At 66.1% G+C, this 23,863-nt stretch carries 25 protein-coding genes; 15 read left to right on the plus strand and 10 right to left on the minus strand.

Going from position 1 to position 23,863, the window contains the following annotated elements:
- Positions 1–22 precede the first annotated feature (22 nt).
- The 5 genes from ACM42_RS03270 to ACM42_RS03290 all read left to right on the plus strand — a co-directional run bounded on the left by ACM42_RS03270 (position 23) and on the right by ACM42_RS03290 (position 4,969).
- Positions 23–1,450 (plus strand): FAD-binding oxidoreductase, encoded by a 1,428-nt coding sequence (locus ACM42_RS03270; RefSeq protein WP_271526579.1) that lies wholly within the window; start codon positions 23–25, stop codon positions 1,448–1,450.
- A complete protein-coding gene (locus ACM42_RS03275) occupies positions 1,447–1,902 on the plus strand; it encodes a GNAT family acetyltransferase (RefSeq protein WP_271526580.1) in 456 nt (151 codons plus the stop codon). The genes ACM42_RS03270 and ACM42_RS03275 overlap by 4 nt, the downstream gene beginning before the upstream one ends.
- A 9-nt stretch (positions 1,903–1,911) precedes the next feature.
- Positions 1,912–2,493, plus strand: coding sequence for an NUDIX domain-containing protein (locus ACM42_RS03280; protein WP_028176931.1), 582 nt, complete (start codon positions 1,912–1,914; stop codon positions 2,491–2,493).
- A 315-nt stretch (positions 2,494–2,808) separates the two neighbouring features.
- Positions 2,809–3,738, plus strand: coding sequence for a glycine reductase (locus ACM42_RS03285; protein WP_271526581.1), 930 nt, complete (start codon positions 2,809–2,811; stop codon positions 3,736–3,738).
- 37 nt (positions 3,739–3,775) lie between these two features.
- A complete protein-coding gene (locus ACM42_RS03290) occupies positions 3,776–4,969 on the plus strand; it encodes a CaiB/BaiF CoA transferase family protein (RefSeq protein ID WP_271526582.1) in 1,194 nt (397 codons plus the stop codon).
- A 27-nt stretch (positions 4,970–4,996) separates the two neighbouring features.
- Here the strand turns inward: ACM42_RS03290 and ACM42_RS03295 are convergent, their stop codons facing one another.
- Complete coding sequence (locus ACM42_RS03295) at positions 4,997–5,761, minus strand: SOS response-associated peptidase (protein ID WP_271526583.1); 765 nt, start codon at positions 5,759–5,761, stop codon at positions 4,997–4,999.
- A gap of 63 nt (positions 5,762–5,824) precedes the next feature.
- On the opposite strand from ACM42_RS03295, the gene ACM42_RS03300 reads away from it, so the two are divergent.
- The 4 genes from ACM42_RS03300 (at position 5,825) to ACM42_RS03315 (ending at position 7,740) form a co-directional block, all read left to right on the plus strand.
- Positions 5,825–6,334: a hypothetical protein gene (locus ACM42_RS03300; protein WP_028176928.1), complete on the plus strand. Its 510-nt coding sequence runs from the start codon at positions 5,825–5,827 to the stop codon at positions 6,332–6,334.
- Between the two features lie 9 nt (positions 6,335–6,343).
- A complete protein-coding gene (locus ACM42_RS03305) occupies positions 6,344–6,778 on the plus strand; it encodes an NUDIX hydrolase (protein ID WP_271526584.1) in 435 nt (144 codons plus the stop codon).
- A 48-nt stretch (positions 6,779–6,826) separates the two neighbouring features.
- Positions 6,827–7,204, plus strand: coding sequence for a TIGR02301 family protein (locus tag ACM42_RS03310; RefSeq protein WP_271526585.1), 378 nt, complete (start codon positions 6,827–6,829; stop codon positions 7,202–7,204).
- A 275-nt stretch (positions 7,205–7,479) separates the two neighbouring features.
- A complete protein-coding gene (locus tag ACM42_RS03315; protein ID WP_124159754.1) occupies positions 7,480–7,740 on the plus strand; it encodes a hypothetical protein in 261 nt (86 codons plus the stop codon).
- 172 nt (positions 7,741–7,912) lie between these two features.
- Here ACM42_RS03315 and ACM42_RS03320 read toward each other — a convergent pair whose 3' ends face one another.
- From ACM42_RS03320 to ACM42_RS03340, 5 genes are all read right to left on the minus strand, one after another.
- The gene (locus ACM42_RS03320; protein WP_271526586.1) at positions 7,913–8,233 is read right to left on the minus strand and encodes a cupredoxin domain-containing protein; all 321 of its coding nucleotides are present in this window, start codon (positions 8,231–8,233) and stop codon (positions 7,913–7,915) included.
- 10 nt (positions 8,234–8,243) lie between these two features.
- Entirely contained in the window at positions 8,244–8,774 is a 531-nt protein-coding gene (locus ACM42_RS03325; RefSeq protein ID WP_271526587.1) for a DUF4142 domain-containing protein, read from the minus strand.
- An 86-nt stretch (positions 8,775–8,860) separates the two neighbouring features.
- On the minus strand, positions 8,861–9,553 hold the full coding sequence (locus ACM42_RS03330; protein ID WP_271526588.1) for an RNA polymerase sigma factor: 693 nt from the start codon (positions 9,551–9,553) through the stop codon (positions 8,861–8,863).
- Positions 9,554–9,653: 100 nt separating this feature from the next.
- The gene (locus ACM42_RS03335; RefSeq protein WP_271526589.1) at positions 9,654–10,523 is read right to left on the minus strand and encodes a sulfurtransferase; all 870 of its coding nucleotides are present in this window, start codon (positions 10,521–10,523) and stop codon (positions 9,654–9,656) included.
- A 104-nt stretch (positions 10,524–10,627) separates the two neighbouring features.
- Entirely contained in the window at positions 10,628–11,971 is a 1,344-nt protein-coding gene (locus ACM42_RS03340; protein WP_271526590.1) for a dihydroorotase, read from the minus strand.
- Between the two features lie 101 nt (positions 11,972–12,072).
- Between ACM42_RS03340 and ygfZ the strand changes: the two genes are divergently transcribed.
- The 6 genes from ygfZ (at position 12,073) to ACM42_RS03370 (ending at position 18,820) form a co-directional block, all read left to right on the plus strand.
- The gene (gene ygfZ / locus ACM42_RS03345) at positions 12,073–12,954 is read left to right on the plus strand and encodes a CAF17-like 4Fe-4S cluster assembly/insertion protein YgfZ (RefSeq protein ID WP_271526591.1); all 882 of its coding nucleotides are present in this window, start codon (positions 12,073–12,075) and stop codon (positions 12,952–12,954) included.
- On the plus strand, positions 12,951–13,577 hold the full coding sequence (locus ACM42_RS03350; RefSeq protein WP_271526592.1) for a DNA-3-methyladenine glycosylase I: 627 nt from the start codon (positions 12,951–12,953) through the stop codon (positions 13,575–13,577). The genes ygfZ and ACM42_RS03350 overlap by 4 nt, the downstream gene beginning before the upstream one ends.
- Positions 13,574–14,188 carry an HD family hydrolase gene (locus ACM42_RS03355; RefSeq protein WP_271526593.1) on the plus strand — a complete coding sequence of 205 codons (615 nt, stop codon included), beginning with the start codon at positions 13,574–13,576 and terminating at the stop codon, positions 14,186–14,188. Before ACM42_RS03350 ends, ACM42_RS03355 begins: the two co-directional genes overlap by 4 nt.
- A gap of 164 nt (positions 14,189–14,352) precedes the next feature.
- Positions 14,353–14,859 carry a tyrosine phosphatase family protein gene (locus ACM42_RS03360; protein WP_271526594.1) on the plus strand — a complete coding sequence of 169 codons (507 nt, stop codon included), beginning with the start codon at positions 14,353–14,355 and terminating at the stop codon, positions 14,857–14,859.
- 235 nt (positions 14,860–15,094) lie between these two features.
- Positions 15,095–16,063, plus strand: coding sequence for an NUDIX hydrolase (locus ACM42_RS03365; RefSeq protein ID WP_028181853.1), 969 nt, complete (start codon positions 15,095–15,097; stop codon positions 16,061–16,063).
- A gap of 51 nt (positions 16,064–16,114) precedes the next feature.
- Positions 16,115–18,820 carry a DUF2339 domain-containing protein gene (locus tag ACM42_RS03370; protein WP_271526595.1) on the plus strand — a complete coding sequence of 902 codons (2,706 nt, stop codon included), beginning with the start codon at positions 16,115–16,117 and terminating at the stop codon, positions 18,818–18,820.
- 3 nt (positions 18,821–18,823) lie between these two features.
- On the opposite strand, the gene ACM42_RS03375 is transcribed toward ACM42_RS03370, so the two are convergent.
- From ACM42_RS03375 to ACM42_RS03390, 4 genes are all read right to left on the minus strand, one after another.
- Positions 18,824–20,512 (minus strand): methyl-accepting chemotaxis protein, encoded by a 1,689-nt coding sequence (locus ACM42_RS03375; protein ID WP_271526596.1) that lies wholly within the window; start codon positions 20,510–20,512, stop codon positions 18,824–18,826.
- A 303-nt stretch (positions 20,513–20,815) separates the two neighbouring features.
- Complete coding sequence (locus ACM42_RS03380; protein ID WP_271526597.1) at positions 20,816–22,552, minus strand: methyl-accepting chemotaxis protein; 1,737 nt, start codon at positions 22,550–22,552, stop codon at positions 20,816–20,818.
- 202 nt (positions 22,553–22,754) lie between these two features.
- A complete protein-coding gene (locus ACM42_RS03385) occupies positions 22,755–23,000 on the minus strand; it encodes a DUF6894 family protein (protein WP_271526598.1) in 246 nt (81 codons plus the stop codon).
- Between the two features lie 158 nt (positions 23,001–23,158).
- Positions 23,159–23,758, minus strand: a complete 600-nt coding sequence (locus tag ACM42_RS03390) for a hypothetical protein (RefSeq protein WP_271526599.1) — start codon at positions 23,756–23,758, stop codon at positions 23,159–23,161.
- Between the last annotated feature and the right edge of the window lie 105 nt (positions 23,759–23,863).

The raw sequence follows: 23,863 nt of genomic DNA on the forward strand, positions 1-23,863 counted from the left end.
AAGCTTGAGAAGAGACACGAGAATGAACGTCAATAGACCCGCGGTCCCGCCGCTTGCGCCCGAGCTGATCGCCCAATTCCGCAAGATCGTCGGCGACCGCCACGCCATCACCGATGCGACCGACATCGAGCCTTACGTCACCGAGGAGCGCAACCTGTTCCACGGCCGCTCGCCGCTGGTGCTGCGCCCGGGCTCGACAGCGGAGGTCTCCGCGATCTGCAAGCTCGCCTCCGCGCACAAAATCGCGCTGGTGCCGCAGGGCGGCAATACCGGGCTCGTCGGCGGCCAGACGCCGCACAATGGCGAGGTGGTGGTGTCGCTGCGCCGGCTCGACAAGATCCGCGAGGTCGATACCGCCTCCAACACCATGACCTGCGAGGCCGGCGTGGTGCTGCAGATCGCGCAAGCGAAGGCGGCAGAGGTGGACCGGCTGTTTCCGCTCTCGCTTGGCGCCGAAGGCAGCTGCACCATCGGCGGCAATCTCTCGACCAATGCCGGCGGCACCGCCGCCCTCGCCTATGGCGTTGCCCGCGAGATGGCGCTGGGCCTGGAGGTGGTGCTCGCCGACGGGCGCGTGCTCAATTTGCTGTCGAAGCTGAAGAAGGACAACACCGGCTACAATCTGCACAACCTCTTCATCGGCGCCGAAGGCACGCTCGGCATCATCACGGCGGCGACGCTGAAGCTGTTTCCGAAGCCGCGGGCGGTGGAGACCGCCTTCGTCGGGCTGAAATCGCCGGCGGCGGCGCTCAAGCTGCTGACGATCGCGCAGGGCGAAGCCGCCAATGCGCTGACGAGCTTCGAGCTGCTGTCGGAGATGGCGGTCGATTTCTCGGTGCGGCACGGCATCGACGTGCGCGATCCGCTTGAAGCGAAGCATCCCTGGTACGTGCTGATGGAGTTGTCTTCGCCGGGCGAGGACGCCCGCACGCCGCTGGAGACGATCCTCGCCCGCGCCATGGAGGAGGAGATCGTCGACGACGCCGTGATCGCGGCCAACCTCACCCAGCGCGCCGGCTTCTGGAAGCTGCGCGACGAGATGTCCGCGGCGCAGAAGCCGGAGGGCGGCTCGATCAAGCACGACATTTCCGTGCCCGTCGCGGCCGTGCCCGCCTTCATCGCCGAGGCCGACGCCGCCGTGGTGAAGCTGATCCCCGGCGCGCGGCCGGTGCCGTTCGGCCATCTCGGCGACGGCAACCTGCACTATAATGTCAGCCAGCCGGTCGGCGCCAATACGGCGGATTTCCTGGCGCGCTGGCACGAGATGAACGCAGTGGTGTTCGAGATCGTGCTGCGCATGGGCGGCTCGATCTCGGCCGAGCACGGCATCGGCGTGCTCAAGCGCGACGAGCTGCCGGAGGTGAAGGACAAGACCGCGATCGAGCTGATGCGCTCCATCAAGGCGATGCTCGATCCGCTCGGCATCATGAATCCGGGGAAGGTGCTGTGAGCGTGGCCCCTGCTCCGCTCGCGATCCGCGCGATCGCGGATGCCGACGTCGAGAAGGTCGTCGCGCTGTGGCAGCGCTGCGGCCTGACCCGGCCCTGGAACGACCCGCATGCCGACATCGCGCTGGCGCGGCGGCGCGACAATTCCACGGTGCTGGTCGGCCGCGACAACGGCGCGATCGTCGCCACTGTGATGGTCGGCCATGATGGCCACCGCGGCTGGGTCTATTACGTCGCGGTCGATCCCGACAGCCGGAAGCGCGGCCATGGCCGCGTCATCATGGCGGCGGCCGAGGACTGGCTGCGCGAGGCCGGAATTCCAAAGCTGCAGCTGCTGGTCCGCCGCGAGAACGCGCAGGCCAATGCATTCTACGGATCGCTGGGCTTCGAGCTATCCACCTCCGTGATGTTCCAGAAGTGGCTCGACGGCCGCGCGACCACGCCAATCAACTGAGATCGAGCCATGACCATTTCCGATCGCGTCCGCATCAAGGACGTCCGCGTGCTCTCGAACAACTGGACGCCCGTGAAGACCACGACGTTCGAGTACCGGCGTGCCAATGGCGAGTGGCAGACGCAGCACCGCGAGACCTATGAGCGCGACAACGCTGCGGCCGTGCTGCCCTACAACCGCGCCCGGCGCACGGTGATCCTGGTGCGCCAGTTCCGCCTGCCGGCGTTCATCCGCGGCTACGACGATCTCCTGATCGAGGCGGCCGCCGGCGTGCTTGATAACGCCGAGCCCGAGACGCGCATCCGCGCCGAGGCCGAGGAGGAAACCGGCTATCGCCTGCACGACGTGCACAAGGTGTTCGAGGCGTTCATGAGCCCCGGCGCCATCACCGAGAAGCTGCATTTCTTCGTCGCCGAGTACGAGCCTGAGATGCGCGTCAGCGACGGCGGCGGCCTCGAGCACGAGGGCGAGGACATCGAGGTGCTGGAGCTCGGCATCGACGAGGCACTTGCGATGATCGCCGACGGCCGCATCATCGACGCCAAGGCGATCATGCTGCTGCAATACGCGGCGCTGCATCTGTTCAGGTGACTCGCTTACCCTCCCCTGGAGGGGTCCGGGACGAGCGTAGCTCGCCCGTGGGTCGATCGCGCGCAGCGCGAGCGGGGTGGGGTGATCTCTCCACACGGGCGGTGTTCTTCGTGGAGAGACCGTCACCCCACCCCGCTGCGCATTCCGCTTCGCTTCATGCACAGCGACCCTCCCCCTCCAGGGGAGGGTGAAGTGGCCACCGTTCGCGCGGCTTCATCGTCCATTGCAATTCTGGCCTGCGCTGCCGCTTCCCCCGTTGAGCAACCCCAGAACTACCTCTAGTCTGGGCCCAACCAAGAACCAGGAGACGCGCCCATGTCCGCTCCGCGCGACGACGAATTCGGCTTTGCGCCCGACTACGACTCCCCCGTTCCCTACATGCAGCGCACGCGGGACTATTACGCGGCGATCGGCTACACCACGCCGTATCGCTGGGCGCATTACACCGAGGCGCCGTTCCAGCCGCTGAAGAAGCCGCTGGCACAGTCGCGCGTCACCATCATCACCACGGCTGCGCCGTTCGATCCGGCCAAGGGCGACCAGGGTCCGGGCGCGGCGTATAATGGCGGTGCGAAATTCTACCAGGTCTATGACGGCGACACGTCGAAACCGCACGACCTTCGCATCTCGCACATCGGCTACGACCGCAAGCACACCGGCGCCACCGACAGCGGCACCTGGTTTCCGCTGCCGCAGCTCCTGAAGGCCAGCGCTGCGGGACGGATTGGCGAAGTGGCCCCGCGCTTCTTCGGCGCGCCGACCAACCGCAGCCATCGCGTCACGCTCGATACCGACGCGCCGGAAATTCTTTCGCGCTGCATCGCTGATGCGGTCGACGTCGCCGTGCTGGTGCCGAACTGCCCGGTCTGTCACCAGACCACGGCGCTGGCGGCGCGGCATCTGGAGCGCAACGGCATTGCGACCGTGATCATGGGCTGCGCCAAGGACATCGTCGAGCACGCGGCGGTGCCGCGCTTTCTGTTCAGCGACTTCCCGCTCGGCAATTCCGCCGGCAAGCCGCATGACGTCGCCTCGCAGGCGCAGACGCTGGAGCTGGCGCTCAAGCTGCTGGAGACTGCAAGCGGTCCGCAGACCACGATGCAGTCGCCGCTGCGCTGGAGCGAGGACGCCTCCTGGAAGCTCGACTACAACAACGTCGCGCAGCTCTCTCCTGAAGAGCTGGCGCGGCGCCGCGCCGAATTCGACAAGCAGAAGGAGATCGCGCGCGGCAATCGCGCCGCCTGACGTCCTCCGACAACGACAACAAAAAGGGGAGAGCGACGTGACGCGACCGTTCGAAGGCGTGAAGATCCTGGACTTCACGCAAGTGCTGGCCGGCCCGTATGCGAGCTACCAGCTCGCGCTGCTGGGAGCCGACGTCATCAAGGTCGAGCGGCGCGAGGGCGAGGACATGCGCCGCACGCCGCTTTCCCGCGAATGGGCCGAGCGCGGGCTGGCGCCGGCGTTCCAGGCCGTCAACGGCAACAAGCGCAGCCTGACGCTCGATTTGCAGAAGCCGGAGGCGATTGCGATCGTGAAGAAGCTCGCGAGCCAGGTCGACGTCGTCATGGAGAATTTTCGCCCGGGCGTGATGGACAAGCTCGGCATCGGCTACGAGGCGCTGTCCGCGATCAATCCAAAGCTGGTCTATTGCGCGGTCTCCGGCTTCGGCCAGACCGGCCCGGACCGCCTGCGGCCAGGCTATGACGGCAAGATGCAGGCGCTGTCGGGCATCATGGCCATCACCGGCCACCCCGAAACGGGGCCGACGCGTGCCGGCTTTGCGGTCTGCGACGTGCTGTCGGGCGCGACGGCGGCGTTCGGCGTCTCGAGCGCGCTGTATCAGCGAGACCGCACCGGCAAGGGCCAGCTCATCGACGTCTCCATGCTGGAGGCGACGCTGGCGTTTCTGTCGGGCCAGGTCGCGGACTGGTCGGTCGCCGGCCATCGCCAGACACTTTCCGGCAACCAGGCGGTGAGCCGCAGGACCACGGCCAACCTGTTCAAATGCGGCGACGGCCACATCCTGCTCGCCGTCAACAACGAGAAGCAGTACCGCGCGCTGATGAGCGCGCTCGGCCGCGAAGACACGCTGAGCGATCCGCGCTTCGCCGACTGGTTCGCGCGCAACGAGAACGAGGGCGCGCTCCGCGCCATCATCGAGGAGGCGCTGGCGAAAAGGCCGGCGCGAGAATGGGAGACGATTTTGGAGGACGCCGGCGCGCCCTGTGCCAGCATCTGGAAGGTCGAGGAGGTGATCGACCATCCGCAGATCAAGGCGCGCGGCGCGATCCAGGAGCTGGATACGCCTTACGGGCGGCTACGCTTCGCCGGCAGCGGATTCAAGCTCGCACATGGCGGCGGACGGCTGGACCGGATGGCGCCGGAGCTGGGCGCGGATACGGACGCGGTGCTGGGTGATCTGGGATTCGATGCGGCGGAGATCGCGCGGCTGCGGGCGCGGGAGATTGTTTAGAGCGCCACGCATTCCACCGCCGCCAAATCAGAACAACGACCCCTGACCGTCATCCGCCGGCGCAGCAGCAACCTTCCTCACCGCCTTTTTCGGCTTCACCGCCTCTGCCTCCGCCTCCATCTCCTCCGCGCTGATCGGCAGCACGAGCTGCTCGTCGTCATTGGCGACGCGGTTGACGCGGGTGGAGACGGGGTGCCAGGCGAACTCGCCGATGCGCGGAGCGGTCATCAGCGGCAGGATCGCGTCGACCTCGTCGCCGCTTATGTCGAGCCAGCGCTCGAAATCGCGCGGGCTGATGGTGACGGGCACGCGGTCATGCAGCGCGGCGAGGTCCTCGCCTGCCGCCGCCGTGACGATCGCGACCGTGTCGAGCTCCTCGCCGTTCGGCCCGACCCAGGTTTCGAACACTGCGGCAAAGCCGAGCGGTTCGCCGTCGGCGCGGTGGATGAAGAAGGGCTGCTTGCGGCCGCCTTCCGTCTTCCACTCGTAATAGCCATCGGCCGGAATCAGGCCGCGCCGGCGGCGAATCGCCTTCTTGAAGGCGGGCTTCTCCAGCACCGTCTCGGCGCGGGCGTTGATCAGGAGCGAAAATCCGCGCGGATCCTTGACCCAGCCCGGCAACAGGCCCCAACGCATCAGCCGGAAATGGCGCGCGCCGTTCTCGACCAACACGACCGGAATCGGTTGCGTCGGGGCGACATTGTACCGGGGCGGGAAATTCGGCTGCTCGACATAGCCGAACAGTTGCCGCAAAGCCGCGGGGGCCGAAGTTATGACGAAGCGTCCACACATGCCTGGGCGTCTATATAAGGTCCGTTCAGGTCCTTTTAACCCCGAACGCTAACACTGCGGCAGATGAGCTCAACGGCCTCCCAACCCGCGCGGACGCATGTACAGACGGGCCCCGAGGCCGAGGCCTGGGCCGAGCGCCTGCGCGTGGCCAATATCAACCCGCGCACCGGGCTTGCCACCGACTATCTCAACCACTTCAATGAAGCCGTGATGCTGCTCGAAATGGTCCCGGACATGCCGGAATGCGCCGATGACTTCCTGACCTGGACGCCACTGTCCTATGCCGAGCATTTCACGGCGTCGAATTTCAAGGCACGGGATCTCGCCATCGAGGCCTATGAGAAGGCAGATCCCAACGTGCGCGCCCAGTTCGACCACATCACCGACACCATGACATCGATCCTGACCGCGGTCGGCTCGGCCATGCGCGAAGTCGAGAAGGACACCACCCGCGTCCGCCTCGCCGAGCAGGCCACCCTCTGGGTCAAGCCGCTGATCGCGGCCTGCGGCGGCATCATCAATGGCGGCGCGGAAGCCGACGTCGACACCATCATGGCGAACTCGGCCGGGTAGGTGACGAGATTGGCCGCGGTCGTCCAGCCCACCCATCCCCAGCTCGCGGTCAGCGCAGCCATCTTCCGCGACGGCAAGGTGCTGCTGGTCCGACGCGCCCGTTCGCCTGCCAAGGGGTTCTATTCGCTTCCCGGGGGCCGGGTCGAATTTGGCGAATCGCTGCACCAGGCCCTCAGCCGCGAGGTTGACGAGGAAACCGGCCTTCGTATCGAGATCATTGGCCTCGCCGGCTGGCGCGAGGTGCTGCCGGCCGCGGCCGGCGCCGGCCATTACCTGATCATGTCCTTTGCCGTCCGCTGGGCGGCCGGGGAACCGGCCTTGAACGACGAGCTCGACGATTACCGCTGGATCGCGCCGGACACCCTGGCGAGCCTCGGCGACCTCAAGCTGACCGGTGGGCTGGAGGAGGTCATCCAGTCCGCCGCCCGGCTGATCCAGGCATAGGCGGCTCCGCCTTGCTTCCCTGGGCTCGACGGGGCATACAGCCCGCCGATGCCCACGCGATTTTTGGCCATTTTTGCCCTGATTCTCGCCTGCGCCGCCGGGTCCGCCCGGGCCCAGGACGCGGCGGCGCCGTTTGACGGCGAATTGCAGCGGCTGGCCGAGATCCTCGGCGGCCTGCACTATCTGCGCGGCATCTGCGGGTCCAACGAGGGCAACAAATGGCGCAACGAGATGCAGGCGCTGATCGATGCCGAAACCCCTTCCGGGGAGCGCCGCACCCGCATGATCGCCGGGTTCAACCGCGGCTATAACGGCTTTCAGCAGACCTATCGGAGCTGCACGCCGGCCGCGACGGTGGCGATCCGCCGCTACATCGAGGAAGGCTCGAAGATCTCGCGGGATCTGACCGCGCGCTACGCGAACTAGGTTCTCTCCACTGTCATTCCGGGGCGCGCGTAGCGCGAGCCCGGAATCCATTGTGCGGCAGTCTCTGCGGCCAGATGGATTCCGGGCTCGCGACTTCGTCGCGCCCCGGAATGACGGCGGCAGATGCGGGCGCGGCGCGACGGGAACCCTGTCATCGACTTTGTGCACAGCCGTTAACCGTTCTTAAAGATGTGGCCTAGCGGTCATTAACGACCGTGCTACACCTCTCGCACAGCGCATCGCCGTGGATCGCGCCCCAGCCCTGACCGAGTTTCATGAACCAGCCGATTTCCTACGCCCGCGCGCCGCTGCCCGATCACGAGCAGAAACAGGCTGCCCTGAGCTATCTCAACGAGGCCTGGGCCGAGGCGCGCCATGACGGCGTCGACGGTGATTGCCTGGCACAGGCGAGCCTGTTCGCCGCGCTGGCCGAACTCGTCGGCACCTATGGCGAGGACGCAGTGGCGAAGTTCGTCGAGGGCTTTCCCGGCCGCATTCGCAACGGCGAGTTCTCGGTCGGCATCTCCAGGCAGTAAGCCTGTCGAAAATGACCCCGCCACGCGGACGGGGCCAGTCGACGGATGAATGACTCGGCGACATGTTCGCGAAGTCTGCCGCGAGTTATCGCACGGAAGCGATCGGACGCAGACAAGCATTAGTCTCGCGATAGCCGGAAGAAGCTCCCGCTGCGGTCGGGAACGCAATCCCTCATGGCTCGACCTTGAGGGTCGCTTTCATGTTGGGATGATAGCGGCAGTAATAATCGACCGCTCCCGGCTTCTTCAAAATGAATGTCGCCGATTTCTCTGGTGGCAGCATCACGTCGAAGTCGCCATTCTCCGAGGTGGCCGTGTGGGCGAAGACGTCCTTGTTGATCCATTCGATGGTGTCACCGACCTTCGCCGATATTTCGGCCGGTGAGATCACGAGATTCTCCATCGTGATCCGAATGGTCGCGGCACGCGCCGGGACGACCGTCGACAGGAAGACGACCGCGAGCGCGATCGAAGCGAGGCGTCCCGGCTTCATCTCACGCCTCCTATTTCAGCTCGGCCGCGACGTGCTCGGCGTGCTGCTGATGGCCCTGGAAAATCTTCAGGCCGGTCTGCAGCAGGCTCTTCAGCTCGGCATTGCTCGCGGACGGAATGAGCTGCGTCTCCAGCGCGCCATTGACCGTCTTGTGGTAGGCAACCTCGTTCGCGACATAGGCCTTGTCGAACGCTGCGCCGTCGAGCTTGTCGAGCTCGGCCATCTTGTCGCTCGCCTGCTTCGACAACGCCCTGCTGGTGTCGTTGTCCTCCGGCGTGACGTTCAGCTTCTTGACCAGCGCAAGCGCCTGCTTGTTGACTGCCTCGTGGTCGCGCAGCATGTCTTCGGCGAACGCCTTCACGTCCTTGCTCTTCGCCTTCTTCTGCGCCTGCTTGGCCGCGTTGATGTCGATCACGCCCGCGGTGTAGGCGATATGTGCGATCTGCGGATCGCTGGGCTTGTCGGCTGCGCTGGCGCCTTGCAGTACGGGACTCGACAACATCATCGCTGCGGCGGCCGCCGCGCTCCATCGGATCAACATGGCTTGACACTCCTGTGAGGCCGGAAATTCCCGGCGTGTTGCTTGCACAGGTTGGATGCCAATTCCGGGCGAACGTTCCCGAAGAATTACACGCCGATGCCAAGGCGCCTGAGCACGGTCTCGGTCAGGCGCTCGCAGCGCCGGCCGGCGAACGGAAACGCATCCATCACGACCGGACCGATCTTCTGCTCGACGTGCTCGCGCAGCAGCGCGCGGGCACGGTGCAACCGTGTCTTGACGGTCTCCGGTTTGATGCCGAGCAGCTCGGCCGTCTCCTCCATGCTCATGCCCTCCATCACCCGCGCGATGAAGACCATGCGGTAGACGTCGGGCAATTCGTCGACCGCGTGTTCGACGACGCGCTGGATCTCGCGTTGGGCCATGGACTTTTCCGGATCGGTTGCGGCGGACGAAAGGGGAAACTGGATGATTTGCGCTTCGAGCGTTGCCTCCGGCACCGATCCCAGTTCGACCTGCGGCTTCCGACTGCGTGCGCGTCCGAGCGCCTCGTTGATCGCAATGCGCGACAACCACGTCGACAACGCCGACTCACCAAGGAAACCGTCGAGATGCGTGAATGCGCGGACATAGGTTTCCTGCACCACGTCCTCGGCTTCGCTGTCGCTGCGCAGGATGCCGCGCGCGAGCCTGTAGAGCCTGCGGTTGTTGGCCTGCATGATCTCGCGCAAGGCGGCCTCGTCCCGGCGCCGCGCGCGGTCGATCAGCGCGGCTTCCGATGTCCTGGCGCCGGCGGACAGGCCGGCTGCGGTCCCTGGCATGGCGGTTACCTGCTCGTTTCACTTCATTCCGGACATTGGATGCAGGTCCAGGGAAAAGGTTCCCGACTTTTTCCTCCCTGGCCGAGAAGGGCAAGAGCCCCTAGTCCGTTTCAATCGGCAGCGACGGATCCCTCGCCCACTCGCCCATCGAGGCATCGTAGAGCGTCAGCTTGTCGTAGCCGAGCTGCGCCAGCATGAGCAGATCGATTGTCGCCGAGATGCCGCCGCCGCAATACAGGATGACATCCTTGTCTCGCGTGACGCCTTGGGCGGCGAATTTCGCTTCTGCGTCTGCGAGCGTCGTCAGGGTCCTGTCGGGATTGACGAGGGTTGCCGCTGATACGTTGACGCTGCCGGGAACGCGGCCGGGCCGGCCATAGCGGCTCGGTTCGAGGCCGGAATGAAACTGCGGTCCTAGCGCATTGACGATCACGGTCGAGGGATCGCCGATCCGCGACATCACCGCGGCCTTGTCGACGAAGCAGCCCGTGCGCGGCGTCGCCTTGAATGTCGTCGCCGGATATCCCTTCGGTGCGCCTGTCTCGATCGGCCGCCCCTCCTCCTTCCACTTGTCGAAACCGCCGTCGAGCACGAGCGCATCGACTCCGAGCGAGCGCAGCATCCACCAGAACCGCGTCGACCACATCATCGTGCCGATGCTGTAGAGCACGATGGTCTTGGATGCGTCGGCGCCGTGGCGGCCGAAGGCGGCCTCCAACTGGGCCACACCGGGCATCATGAAGAACTGTTGCGACGAGGTATCGGAGAACTCGCCTTGCAGGTCGAGGAAATCGGCGCCGGGGATGTGGCCGGCCGCAAAGGACTTGTCGCCTGGCACCGCGCGATAAGGCACGTCGCTGCCGGGTGGGACAGGCTCATTATAGGTCGTGCAATCGTAGAGGCGCAGATCGGGATCGCCGAGGATGGCGGAGAGTTGTTGGGTGGTGATGAGGGGTGTCGGCTGGGACATTGTCGCCTCCCGTTGCGGAGCCGTAGCCCGGGTGAGCGTAGCGAAACCCGGGAATGGCTGAAGCGAAACCCCGCATATCGCTTCGCTCATGCGGGCTATAACCTCTACTCCCTACGAGCCTTCAGCGTTTCCAAAAACCGCACCGGCTCGCCCTGCGAGGCCGTCACGAGCTCGCCCTGCCACATCACGCGGCGGCCGCGGATGAAGGTGCCGACGGGCCAGCCGGTGACGCGGACACCGTCATAAGGCGTCCAGCCGGCCTTGGACGCGACCCATTCGTTGGTGATGGTCTCGCTGCGCTTCAGATCGACGATGGTGAAATCGGCATCGTAGCCGGCGGCGATTCGCCCCTTGCACGCGATGTTGTAGAGGCGTGCGGGACCGGCGCTGGTGAGGTCGACGAATCTCGCCAGCGACAGCCGGCCGGCGTTGACGTGATCGAGCATGATCGGCACCAGCGTCTGCACGCCGGTCATGCCGGAGGGCGAGGCCGGATAGGTCTTCGACTTCTCCTCGAGCGTATGCGGGGCGTGGTCGGAGCCGAGCACGTCGATGATGCCCTGCTCGATGCCGCGCCAGATGCCGGCGCGATGATCGGCCCCGCGCACCGGCGGGTTCATCTGCGCGAGCGTGCCGAGCCGCTCGTAGCATTCGGGCGCGACCAGCGTGAGGTGATGCGGCGTCGCTTCGCAGGAGGCGACATCCTTGTGGTCGCGCAGGAACTCGATCTCTTCCCTGGTCGAGATGTGCAGCACGTGAATGCGCTTGCCCGTCTCGTGCGCGAGCTTGACCAGTCGCTGCGTCGCCATCAGCGCCGCGGTCTCGTCGCGCCAGACCGGATGCGAGCGCGCATCGCCCTCGATGCGCTGCGGCTTGCGCTCGTTGAGCCGATACTCGTCCTCGGCGTGGAACGCCGCACGACGGCGGATCACCTGGAAGATGCGGCGCAGGCTTTCGTCGTCCTCCACCAGCAGCGCACCGGTCGAGGAGCCGATGAACACCTTGACGCCGCCGCAGCCGGGTGCGCGCTCGAGCACCGGCAGGTCCTGCACGTTCTCGCGGGTACCGCCGATGAAGAAGGCGAAATCGCAATGCATGCGGTGATTGGCCCGCTTCACCTTGTCGGTAAATTCGGCCTCCGTCACCGTCAGCGGCGCCGTGTTCGGCATTTCGAACACGGCGGTGACGCCGCCCATCACGGCGCTGCGCGAGCCGGTCTCGAGGTCTTCCTTGTGCTCCAGCCCGGGCTCGCGGAAATGCACCTGCGTGTCCATCACGCCGGGCAGGATGTGCAGGCCCTTGCAGTCGATCACCTCCGCGGCGCTGCCCTGCGACAGCGGCCCCAGCTCGGCGATGCGACCGCCCGCAATGCCGATGTCGCGAACGGCCTCCCCGTCCTGGTTGACCACGGTGCCGCCTTTGAGGATCACATCGAAACGCTGGCTCATGGCTGAAGGCCTCTCTCGTCCCCAAGCGCAGGGCTCGAGGTCTTGTCGTTTATGCGTTGCGGGCTTACGTTCCGGAGCAACATGTCGCAAGAGATTTTCGCATGAAATCGGCGTTTCTTCCCGACCGGGGCGTGATCAAGGTCGCAGGCGAGGATGCGCGCAACTTCCTCAACGGCCTGGTCACGACCGACCTCGACAGGCTGAAACCGGGCCTGGGGCGATTCGGCGCGCTGCTGACGCCACAGGGCAAGATCATCGTCGATTTCCTGATCACGGAGGTGCCCGCGGGGCACGGCGGCGGGTTCCTGATCGACTGCCCGAAAGCGCTGGCAGATAGCCTCGCCACCAAGCTGAAATTCTACAAGCTGCGGGCCAAGGTCACGGTGGACAACCTTTCCGACGATCTCGGCGTGCTCGCGGCCTGGGACGGCCAGCCCGCGGCCCAGCCGGACCTCGCCTTCGTCGATCCGCGGAATGACGGGCTCGGCTACCGCATCCTGATCCCGGAAAATCTCAAGCAGAAGCTGTCCGACCTGATCGGTGCCCAGCTGGTCGATGCGGCCGAATACGAGGCGCACCGCATCGCGCTCGGCGTGCCCCGCGGCGGGCTCGACTTCATGTACAGCGATGCGTTCCCGCACGAGACCAACATGGATCGTCTCGCCGGCGTCGATTTCGACAAGGGCTGCTATGTCGGCCAGGAGGTCGTCTCGCGCATGCAGCATCGCGGCACTGCACGTACGCGCAGCGTGAAGGTGCTGCTCGACGGTGCCTCACCCGAGCCGGGCACGACCATTCTTGCCGGCGACAAGCCAGTCGGCACCATCGGCTCGACCGCCGGCGGCAAGGGCGTTGCGCTGGTGCGCATCGACCGCGTTGCCGAAGCGCTCGACGCGGGCCAGCCGCTCAGCGCTGGTGGGCTGCCTCTGACGCTCGCTGAACCAGACGTCGTTCGAATTCCAGCCAAGCAGCCCATCGCATGAGCCGTGCTCCCCGCCTGCATCCCGACGGCCTGAAGCGGTGCCCCTGGCCTGGCGAAGATCCGCTTTACGTCGCCTATCACGACGCCGAATGGGGCGTGCCGGAATATGACGACCGCGCACTGTACGAGAAGCTGATGCTCGACGGCTTCCAGGCCGGCCTGTCCTGGATCACGATCCTGCGCAAGCGCGACAATTTCCGCAAAGCCTTCGACGATTTCCAGCCGGAGAAGATCGCGCGCTACAACGCGAAGAAGGTCCATGCGCTGATGAACGATGCCGGCATCGTGCGCAACAAGGCCAAGATCGATGGCGCGATCCTGAGCGCGAAATCCTATCTCGATATCATGGAGAAAGGCCCGGGCTTCTCGAAGCTGCTGTGGGACTTCATGGACGGAAGGCCGCAGGTCAACCAGTTCAAGACCACCGCGAGCGTGCCCGCCTCGACGCCGCTGTCGGTGCAGATCTCCAAGGAGCTGTCCTCGCGCGGCTTCAAATTCGTCGGCCCGACCATCGTCTATGCCTTCATGCAGGCGACCGGCATGGTCAACGATCATCTCGTCGACTGCCACTGTCACGCCACCTGCGGCAAGACGCAGCGCAAGCCGCGCCTCAAGGCCAAATGACGACGAAGAAGACCGCGCGCGATGCGCAGTCCCGCGCCTGGCAGCGCATGCTGTCGGGCCGGCGGCTCGATCTGCTCGATCCCTCCCCGCTCGACATCGAGATCGCCGACATCGCACACGGCCTTGCCCGCGTCGCGCGCTGGAATGGGCAGACCATCGGCGCGCATATCTTCTCGGTCGCGCAGCACACGCTGCTGGTGGAAACCGTGCTGCGGCACGAGATGCCGCGGGCCGACCAGCGCATGCGGCTCGCAGCCCTGCTGCACGATGCGCCGGAATATGTGATCGGGGACATGATCTCGCCGTTCAAGGCCGTGCTCGACGGCCATTACAAGGCGGTCGAGAAGCGCCTCCTCGGCGCCATCCATATCCGCTTCGGCCTGCCGCCGGTGCTGCCCGACGAGATCACGCAAGCCATCAAGGCCGCCGATCGCGGCGCAGCCTACCTCGAGGCAACCGAGCTCGCCGGCTTCAGCGAGAGCGAGGCCAAGCGCCTGTTCGGCAAGGATCCCGGCCTGTCCGACAGCGTCCGGCGCGACTACATGACGCCCTGGACGGCGGCACGGGCCGAGAAGCAGTTTCTGGAGCGGTTTGGCGCCGTGTTTGCGTAGGTGCTGCGGGGTGGGCAAAGTCGCGCCGCGCCGTGCCACCATCCTTTCGCGTTTGCGACGAAAATGGCGCGCACGCTTCCGCCTTCGTTCTTCGAGCTACGGCGGACATGTCGCTTTGCCCACCCTGCGGACCCTCGCTATAATCGCCGGCAAAAAGGTCTCCCATGATCCACGTCTGTTCCCTCGCCGCGCTTCCCGAAACTGTCCGCATCACCGGCGCCAGCCATGTGCTGACGGTGATGGCCAATGTCGAGCAAGTGGCACGTCCGGTGTCGGTGCTGCCGGCCAACCACCTCAAGGTGTCGATGGACGACATCACCGAGGAGATGGACGGTTTCGTCGCACCATCGGAGGCGCATATCGAGCAGGTGCTGAACTTCGTGCGCGGCTGGGACCGCGGTGCACCGCTGGTAGTGCATTGCTATGCGGGCATCAGCCGCTCCACCGCGAGCGCGTTCGCGGCCGCCTGCGCGCTCAATCCGAATCGCGATGAGATCGAGATTGCCAGGAAGATCCGCGCGGCCTCGCCGATCGCCTCGCCGAACCGGCGCATCGTCGACCTCGCCGATCGTGCACTCGGGCGCAACGGCCGCATGCTGCGCGCGCTCGACGAGATGGGCCCCGGTGCGATGATGGTGGAAGGCCGCCCCTTCGTGATCGAGCTCGAATGAGGCGAGGGTCGAATACCAGCCGCGGCGGGACTGCGCCCCCTCTCCCGCTTGCGGGAGAGGGTTGGGGAGAGGGTGTCTCCGCGACGAAGACTCCCCCAGAGGAAAGAGCCCTCTCCCGCCTCGCATCTGTCGATGCGATGCGACCTCTCCCGCAAGCGGGAGAGGTGCAGCGAGTCCGCGGATGGGCCGTTTCAACCAAGCTGCATTCTGTTCAATTGAACGACATGACAGCCGCATGAGCGATACGCAGCTGACGCCGATCGAGATTGGCCTCACCGCCGCAATCGTTGCGATCGAGAACCACGAGCCGCTGATCCTGACCGCGCCTGGTGCCGACGGGCTTGCCGGCCTGCCGTTCGGCCCGTTCGACGCGGTGAGCCATCGCACCTTCGAGATCGGCCTGCGCGCCTGGGTCGAGCAGCAGGCGGGCCTGCGGCTCGGCTATGTCGAGCAGCTCTACACCTTCGGCGATCGCGGCCGCCATGCCGAGGCCGGCGACACCGGCGCGCATATGGTGTCGATCGGCTATCTCGCACTGACGCGCCCTGTGGACGGCGAGCTCGCCTCAAATGCGGCGAGCTTCGCGCCATGGTATCGCTTCTTCCCCTGGGAGGACTGGCGCGAGGAGCCGCCAGGGATCATCGCCCGCGACATCATCCCGGCGCTGACGAAGTGGGCCGAGGAGGAGACGCCGGAGACGACGCGGGCGCTGCCGCGGAAGGATCGCGTGCGGTTCTATTTCGGTCTCGACGGCGCGCCCTGGGACGAGGAACGCGTGCTCGACCGCTACGAGCTTCTGTACGAGGCCGGGCTGATCGAGGAGGCACGGCGCGATGGTCGCCCCGCGGCATTGGCGCGCAAGACGCTTCCCCCGCTCGGGACCTCGATGCGGTTCGACCACCGCCGGATTCTCGCCACGGCCATCGCGCGGCTGCGCGCAAAGCTGAAGTATCGTCCTGTCGTCTTTGAACTTTTGCCAGCTGAATTCACACTTACCGAACTGCAGCACACGGTGGAGGCGATCTCCGGCCGGCATCTGCACAAGCAGAATTTCCGTCGCCTGGTCGAAATGGAAGCCCTGGTCGAACCGACCGGGGTCATGTCGACACAGACGGGCGGACGGCCGGCGGCGCTCTATCGCTTCCGCCGCGACGTGCTCCAGGAGCGGCCCGCGCCAGGCTTGCGCGTGCGCTCCCGGCGCTAGATCCTGATATTCGTGGTACCGGCCCCTGCCCGCCGGTTGCCTGGAGGCTTCATGTTCGACAGCCCGTTTGACGTCTTTGCGCTGATCATCGCGATCATCGCCTTCCTGATCGCGATCAAGGCGTCCAGCCAGGCAGCCGAGTTGCGCCGCCGGCTGAGCTCGCTCGAAGAGATGTTTTACGCGCAGCGGCAGGTGCAGCCGCCGCCATTGATGCCCGCGCCGGTGCAGACTGAGGCGCCCGCAACAGCTCCGGCAGAGCCGCCGCCGCTTGCGCCCGAGCCCGAGCCTGCGCCGTCTCCGCCGGTCGCCGCAGATGTTTCGCCGCCTCCACTCGAAGCCGGCCTTGAAGCCGGCGCACCGCCGCCACTCCCCGCGCCGGCGCCCGGTTTCGAGGAGCGGCTCGGCACCCGCTGGGTGGTGTGGATCGGCGGGCTCGCGCTCGCGCTCGGCGGCTTCTTCATGGTGCGCTATTCGATCGAAGCCGGCCTCCTCGGCCCCGGCGTGCGCGTGTTCCTCGGCGGATTGTTCGCGGTGGCGCTGCTCGGGGCCGGCGAATGGACGCGGCGCAAGGAGGCCATATCGAGCATGCAGGCGCTGCCGATCGCCAACATCCCCGCGATCCTCACTGCGGCCGGCACGGCGGTGGCGTTCGCCACCATCTATGCCGCCTACGCGCTCTACGGCTTCCTCGTGCCCGCAACCGCCTTCGTGCTGCTCGGCCTCGTCGCGCTCGGCACGCTTGCCGCCGCGCTGTTGCACGGGCCAGCACTCGCCGGCCTCGGCGTGGTCGGCGCCTTCGTGACACCGATCCTCGTCTCCAGCGACAAGCCGGACTATTGGGCGCTTTACATCTATCTCGCGATCGTCACCGCCGCGAGCTTTGGCCTCGCCCGTATCCGGCTTTGGCGCTGGCTTGCAGTCACGACAATCGTGTTCGCCGTGCTCTGGATCTTCCCGGGTCTCGACGCCGCCGAACTGCAGGTCGCGCCGCACGCCTTCCATGTCATCGCCGGCTTCGTGCTGGCCGCGCTGCTCGTCGTCTGCGGCTTCATGTTCGGACCCGGCATCGAGGACGGCGAGATCGAGCCGGTCTCGTCGAGCGCGCTCGGCGCCTATCTGTTCGGCGCGATGCTGATCGTGCTGTCGAGCGTGCATGCCGATCTGGCGTTGATCGCCTTCACGCTGCTGGTCGCGGGAACGCTGTTCGTCGCCTGGCGTGCGCCAGCGGCCACGGGCGCCCTGGGTGCAGCCGCGGCGACCGTCTTCATCGTCTTCGCCGAATGGGCGGTGCGCGCCAATCCCGATATGCTGGTGCTGCCGGGCGGCCCCATGCCCGGCATCGGACCGACAGCGACCGACGGCGCGGTGACGCTGCATCTGGTGACGGCCGCGATCTTCGCCGCCGGCTTCGGCATCGCCGGCTTCCTGGCACAAGGTCGCTCGAACTCGGCAATCATTCCGGTGGTGTGGTCGGCGGCCGGCGTCGCGACGCCGATCGCGATCCTGGTCGCGCTCTACGCGCGTATCGCCCATCTCGACCGCTCGATCCCGTTCGCAATCCTGGCGGTGCTGCTCGCCGCCGCCTTCGGCGCTGCGACCGAGGCGCTCACCCGCCGCGAGACCAGGCCGGGCGGCGCGATCTCCACGGCCCTGTTCGCGACCGGCACGCTCGGCGCACTCGCGCTGGCGCTCACCTTCGCGCTGGAGAAGGGCTGGCTGACGATCGCGCTGGCGCTGATGTCGCTCGGCACGGCCTGGATCTCGATGCAGCGGCCGATTCCGTTCCTACGCTGGCTTGCCGCGATCTTCGCGGCGCTCGTCACCGCGCGCATCGCCTACGATCCTCGCATCGTCGGCGACGCCGTCGGCACCACGCCGATTCTGAACTGGCTGCTGTGGGGTTACGGCCTGCCGGCCCTTTCGTTCTGGGCCGCGAGCGTCTTCCTGCGCCGGCGCGCCGACGATGCGCCGCTGCGCATGGTCGAGACCGCCGCGATCCTGTTCACCGCGCTGCTCGCCTTCATGGAGATCCGGCACTTTGCGACCGGCGGCCGCATGACCGCGGCCCCCTCGCTGCTCGAATTCGCGCTGCAAGCCTGTATCACGCTGGCGATGGCGATCGGGCTGGAACGGTTGCGGCTGCGCAGCCGCAGCATCGTGCACAATGTCGGCGCGGTCGTGCTGACGGCGATTGCCGGGCTCATCAGCGTGTTCGGTCTGTTGATCCTGGAGAATCCGCTGCTGTGGCACACCGACGTTGGCGGCGCCGTCTTCAACCTGCTGCTGCTGGGCTATGCGCTGCCGGCCGTGCTGATGCTGCTGCTGTCCTATGCGGTGGTTGGCGAGCGTGGCAAGGTCTACGCCAATACGATTGCAGGCGGCGCGCTCGTGTTCGCGCTCGCTTATGTCACGCTGGAGATCCGCCGCTTCTATCACGGGCCGATCCTGTCCACGGGACCGACCACGGGCGCCGAGCAATACACCTATTCGATCGGCTGGCTCGCTTTCGGCGTGGTGCTGCTCGGCGTCGGCATCCTCGTCAATTCGGAGCGGGCGCGGCTGGCGTCTGCCGCCGTCATCGCGCTGACGATCCTCAAGGCCTTCGTCATCGACATGTCGACGCTGACGGGCGTCTACCGTGCGCTCTCGTTCATGTGCCTCGGCGTGGTGCTGGTCGCGATCGGCTGGCTGTACCAACGCATCCTGTTCCGGCGGCAAGTTGCACCGCCGCCGGCCGCGCCGCAGCCGGGCGCGTGAAGGTCAGGCCGCGCGGACCGACTCCAGGAACTGCGCGACTTCGACCTTCAGGCGGGTGCTGTCGGTCGCCAGCGACTTCGCCGCCGACAGCACTTCGCCCGAGGCCGAGCCGGTCTCGATCGCGCCGCGCTGCACGTCGGTGATGTTGGACGAGACCTGCTGGGTGCCGAGCGCGGCCTGATGAACGTTCCGAGAAATCTCCTGCGTGGCCGCGCCTTGCTCCTCGACGGCAGCAGCGATGGCCGAGGACACCTCCGACAGCCGCTCGATGGTGCCGCCGATCTCCTGGATGGCGTTGACGGATTCCTGCGTCGCGGCCTGGATGCCCGAAACCTGCGCCCCGATTTCGCCGGTCGCCTTCGCGGTCTGCTCGGCGAGTGCCTTGACTTCGGAGGCGACGACGGCAAAGCCGCGGCCGGCCTCGCCGGCGCGCGCCGCTTCGATGGTCGCGTTCAGCGCGAGGAGGTTGGTCTGGCCCGCGATGGTGTTGATGAGCTCGACCACGTCGCCGATGCGGGAGGCCGCCTGCGACAGCGCGTTGACGCGCTCGTTGGTCCGCGCCGCCTGCTCGACGGCTTCCGCAGCCATCCGCGCCGAATCCTGCACGCGGCGGCTGATCTCGGTGATGGAGGACGACAGCTCTTCGGAGGCGGACGCCACCGCCTGGACATTGGTCGAAGCTTCCTCCGAGGCGGACGCAACGACGGTCGCGAGCTCCTGGCCGCGCTGCGCCGTGCCGCTCAGCGTGGCCGCGGAGGCCTCGAGCTCGGTCGAGGCCGATGACACGGTCTCGACGACCTCGCCGATCATGACCTCGAAATTGCGAGTGATGGCATCGACGCGGCGGCCTCGCTCGATCTTGGCCTCGGCGTCGCGCGCGGCGGCCTCGTCGGCGGCCTTCTTGGCGATCAACGCCTCCTTGAAGATCTGGAGCGCATCCGCCATCGAGCCGATCTCCGTCTTCTCGCCGCGATGCGGCACATCGGCCGAGAGGTCGCCCTCGCCGAGCGACTGCATCGGACGGATGATCGAGGCGATACCGCGAGACACGTCGCGCACGAGATAGTAGGCGGCAGCGATCGCGATCGCGACGGCTGCAACGATGATGCCGACCAGCACGCGGAAGATGGTGGCGTAGCTGTCGGCCGCTTGCTTCGTTTCAGCTTCGGCGCCGCTGTTGTTGAGCTCGATGCTCTTCAGGAGCAGGGGATCCGCCGCCTGAGCCATCTTCGCGACCTTGGTCTGCAACAGCTCGTTGGCATCGGTCGGGAAGCGGCCGGGGCTCTTGCGCGACAGCGCCATCGTCTCCTGAACGCCGTTGAGGTATTCGGCCCAGGCCTTGGTCCACTGCTGATAGATCGCGCGTTCCTCCGGCAAGGTGATCAGGCCTTCATAGACCTTGCGCGTCTTCTCGATGCGCTCGCGTAGCGGAGCCATGCGTTTCTCGGCGGCGTCCTTGCCCTCAATGCTCTCCTGCATCAGGTGAAGTCGCAGGACGACGCGCAGCTCGTTGATGTCGGCGCGCATCGAGCCGAGCGCACGCACGCTCGGCAGCCAGCTCTCCGCGATCTCGACCGTATGGGCGTTGATGTTCTGCATCGTGCCGATCGCCATCACGCCGACACCGGCGAGCGAGAGCACGAGGACCGACAGCACGGTCAGCAGCTTGAATACGATCGACAATTTCGACATCACGACAATCCCGATAGTAGCCGGCAACGCGCGAATCACCTGCGCCGCAGTCGTCGCGACGGACGACAGGGCGGAAGTCAGTTCAACAATGCTGGCTGGTTCTTGTCCGGAGAGATTGCGCCCATAATCGCAAACAGGCGTTAACAGGAACCTACGTAAAACTACGGTTCGCGCCGTGATCGCCATTCACTGCAACCCGTCTGTTGCAGCCGCATGGACATCTCCTGCCGCGATGCGGACGCGGCTTGATGCGTGGCATCATTCGAGCACGCCGGCGGCTTCCTCCGGGGCGGACCGCGAGCGTCAGGCCGCGCGCACGGTACCCAGGAATTTTCCGACCTCCAGCTTCAGCCGGTTGCTGTCGCCGGACAGCGATTGCGCCGCCGCCAACACCTGCGAGGACGCCGAGCCGGTCTCGCTCGCGCCGTGCTGCACATCGATGATGTTGGACGACACCTGATGGGTGCCTGCCGCCGCCTGCTGCACGTTGCGGGAAATCTCCTGCGTTGCGGCGCCCTGCTCTTCGACCGCGGCTGCGATGGTCGAGGAGATCTCCGAGAGCCTCTCGATGGTGTGGCTGATGTCCTTGATCGCGCCAACCGAATGCTCGGTGGCGCTCTGGATGCTGGCGATCTGCTGGCCGATCTCGCCGGTCGCCTTCGCGGTCTGCTCGGCAAGCGCCTTGACCTCGGAGGCGACGACGGCAAAGCCGCGGCCCGCCTCGCCGGCGCGCGCGGCCTCGATGGTTGCATTGAGCGCCAGGAGATTGGTCTGGCCGGCGATGGTGTTGATCAGTTCGACCACGTCGCCGATCCGCGCCGCGGCGGCGGAAAGCTCGCCGACGCGATCGGTGGTGGTGCGGGCTTGGCTCACCGCATCGCTCGCAACGCGAGCCGATTCCTGCACCTGCCGGCTGATCTCGGTGATCGACGACGATAGCTCTTCGGTCGCCGACGCCACCGACTGCACATTGGTGGACGCTTCCTCGGAAGCGGCAGCAACCATGGTGGTGAGCTCCTGTCCACGCGCCGCAGTCGACGTCAGCGTCGACGCAGAAGCTTCCAGTTCGGTCGAGGCCGAGGAGACGGTATCGACGATTTCACCGATCGCGGCCTCGAAGCTGTCCGCGAGCTTGTGCATCTCGGCCTTGCGCTGCGCGGCCGCAATCTGGTCCTGCCTGATCTTGGCTTCGGCCTCCTCGCGCGCCTTCTGTTCCGATACGACCTTGAACTTTTCGACCGCCGCAGCGACGCCGCCGACCTCGTCCTTGCGGCCGAGACCGGGCAGCACCACGGAGAAATCGCCGCCAGCGAGCTTGTCCATGGCCACGGTCAGCGCGCGGATCGGCCGCGCGATGGTCAGGAACGACATCAGCCAGGAGCCGACGAGGACGAGCATGGCGAGCGCGCCGACGGTCATCCCGACATGCTCGCTCGAGGCCATCTCCTGCACCGAAGCGGCAATATCCTCTTCGCTCCGGTGCCTGGCGAAATCGGCGACCTGATTGGCGACCTGATCCATCTCGCCAGCAATCGGCAACGTGACCTCGCGCGTGAGACGCGCCCCCTCTTCGACGAGCCTGGTGATGCGGGCTGTGTCGTTTGCGCCCATCGCCGCGATGGTTTCATTGCGCACCGAGGCGACTTGTTGCCCGGCCTTGAGATAGTTTGCGGCGTGGGTCTTGAGCGTCTCCATCCTCGCGCGATCTTCCGCCGCGGGCGACAGCTTGAGCATTGCATCGGCGACCTTGACCAGCCGGCCGGAACGTTCGACGAGCGCATCGCTCGCCTTCTGCAATTCACCTGAATTGTTGGCGAGGCGGATGTCACGTACGGCGAGCTGCATGCTCCGGACCGAGAACTTGGCCTCGACTGCCTCACGCGCCAGCTCCTGCTGGGCGAATGCGGCCTGGTTGGATCGGCGCACATGGCCGTTTCCGACCATCTGGCTTGCGATCATGGCGAGGACCAGGACGATGCCGAGCGCCGAAGCGATCGCCAGCTTGGTCCCGATCTGCAGATTTCGAAAGAGACTCAACATCGGTGCGTTTCCCCCGGAAACGAGCTGCCAAGTCATTGTTGGCCGCTTGGACGTTGATCGTCCTTACCGAAAAGCTACAGGTCAGAGTCCGATCTTCTGGTTAACGAGATGCCTCGCAGAAATACTGTCTTTTTGCGCTAAATGATTGAAGGTGAAGAGGAATGATCTCGTCATGGTTGTAAATTGCAGCTTGAGATCGGAGCTAGGACGCTTTGCATCCGGTGGTTTCTCCAACCAGGCTGATTCGAAACACCGGCTTCTTGCTCTCGTCGAGCAGCTCCATGCACCACTCGGCGTTCGGCTTCAGGCTGCGCGCGATACCGCCGAGCAGATCGGCGCACACCTTGGTCATCTCGGTCCAGGCCGCCACGCGATCCTCGAACTCGTACGCCTGGTCGGCGGCGCCGGAATAGCGGCCGGTGCTGATGCGAAAGAAATAGAGCGACATCGTTGAGCCCTTGCGTGGGACCGCCCCGTCCGCAAGCAGACTGAGGCGCGAACAGCTACCAATACATGAAGGTCGCCGTCCGTATGACTACGGCGCGGCGGCTTCGCGCTCGATGGACGTCTTCGACGACAAAGGCGCGGATGGTCCCGCGCGGCCAGTCACTGGGTCGACCGGCGCAGCTCCAGCGGGCCCTCGTTCTTCGCGGGCTCGGACTTGACTTCGGACTTCGCCGGCTCGAGCCGGCTGCTCTCGACACGCGGGGTCTCGACGCGCGCGGCGACTTCGGTGTTCGATGCGCCGATCGAACCGGTGCGCTCCGAGGTTCTCAGTGAGCGTGGCCGGGCCGCTGCGCGCGCCATCAGCATCTGGTTGCCGCCCTGGTGATGGAAGTCGCAATAGGCGAAGCCCATGCCCGACACCGAGCCGCGGAAGCTGCGATCGTCGGTCTTTTCCAGGTTGAAACAGGGCTCGAACGGGATGCCCTTGATCGAGGCACAGACGTTCTGGCCGCGGATCTGGAGCGTATTGCCGGGCAGACGGAGATGACGGACCGGGCCTGCTCCCGAGAACTGCACCGCACCGGCGGCGCCGAGATCGTCGAGGATGCGGCCTGCGCCGCGGGTGCCGTCGAAGCAGGTGAAGGCGAACACTTTGCCGGCTACGAAGCGGCGCGCCTCGTCGGCGTTCATGCTTCCAGCAATGGCGGGCGCAAACGTTGCTGCCGCCGTGACAGCCCCCAACACAATACGCGCAAGCATGCTCAACTCCGAACCCAACCCCCGCAGCGGGCGATGCCTCTATCTCTTTACCCGCTGCTTACCATACGAACCAAGGCAACATTGGAGCAGCTTGGTTGGTAAAGT

Source organism: Bradyrhizobium sp. CCBAU 25338, from assembly GCF_028128965.1.
Lineage (GTDB): Bacteria > Pseudomonadota > Alphaproteobacteria > Rhizobiales > Xanthobacteraceae > Bradyrhizobium > Bradyrhizobium liaoningense.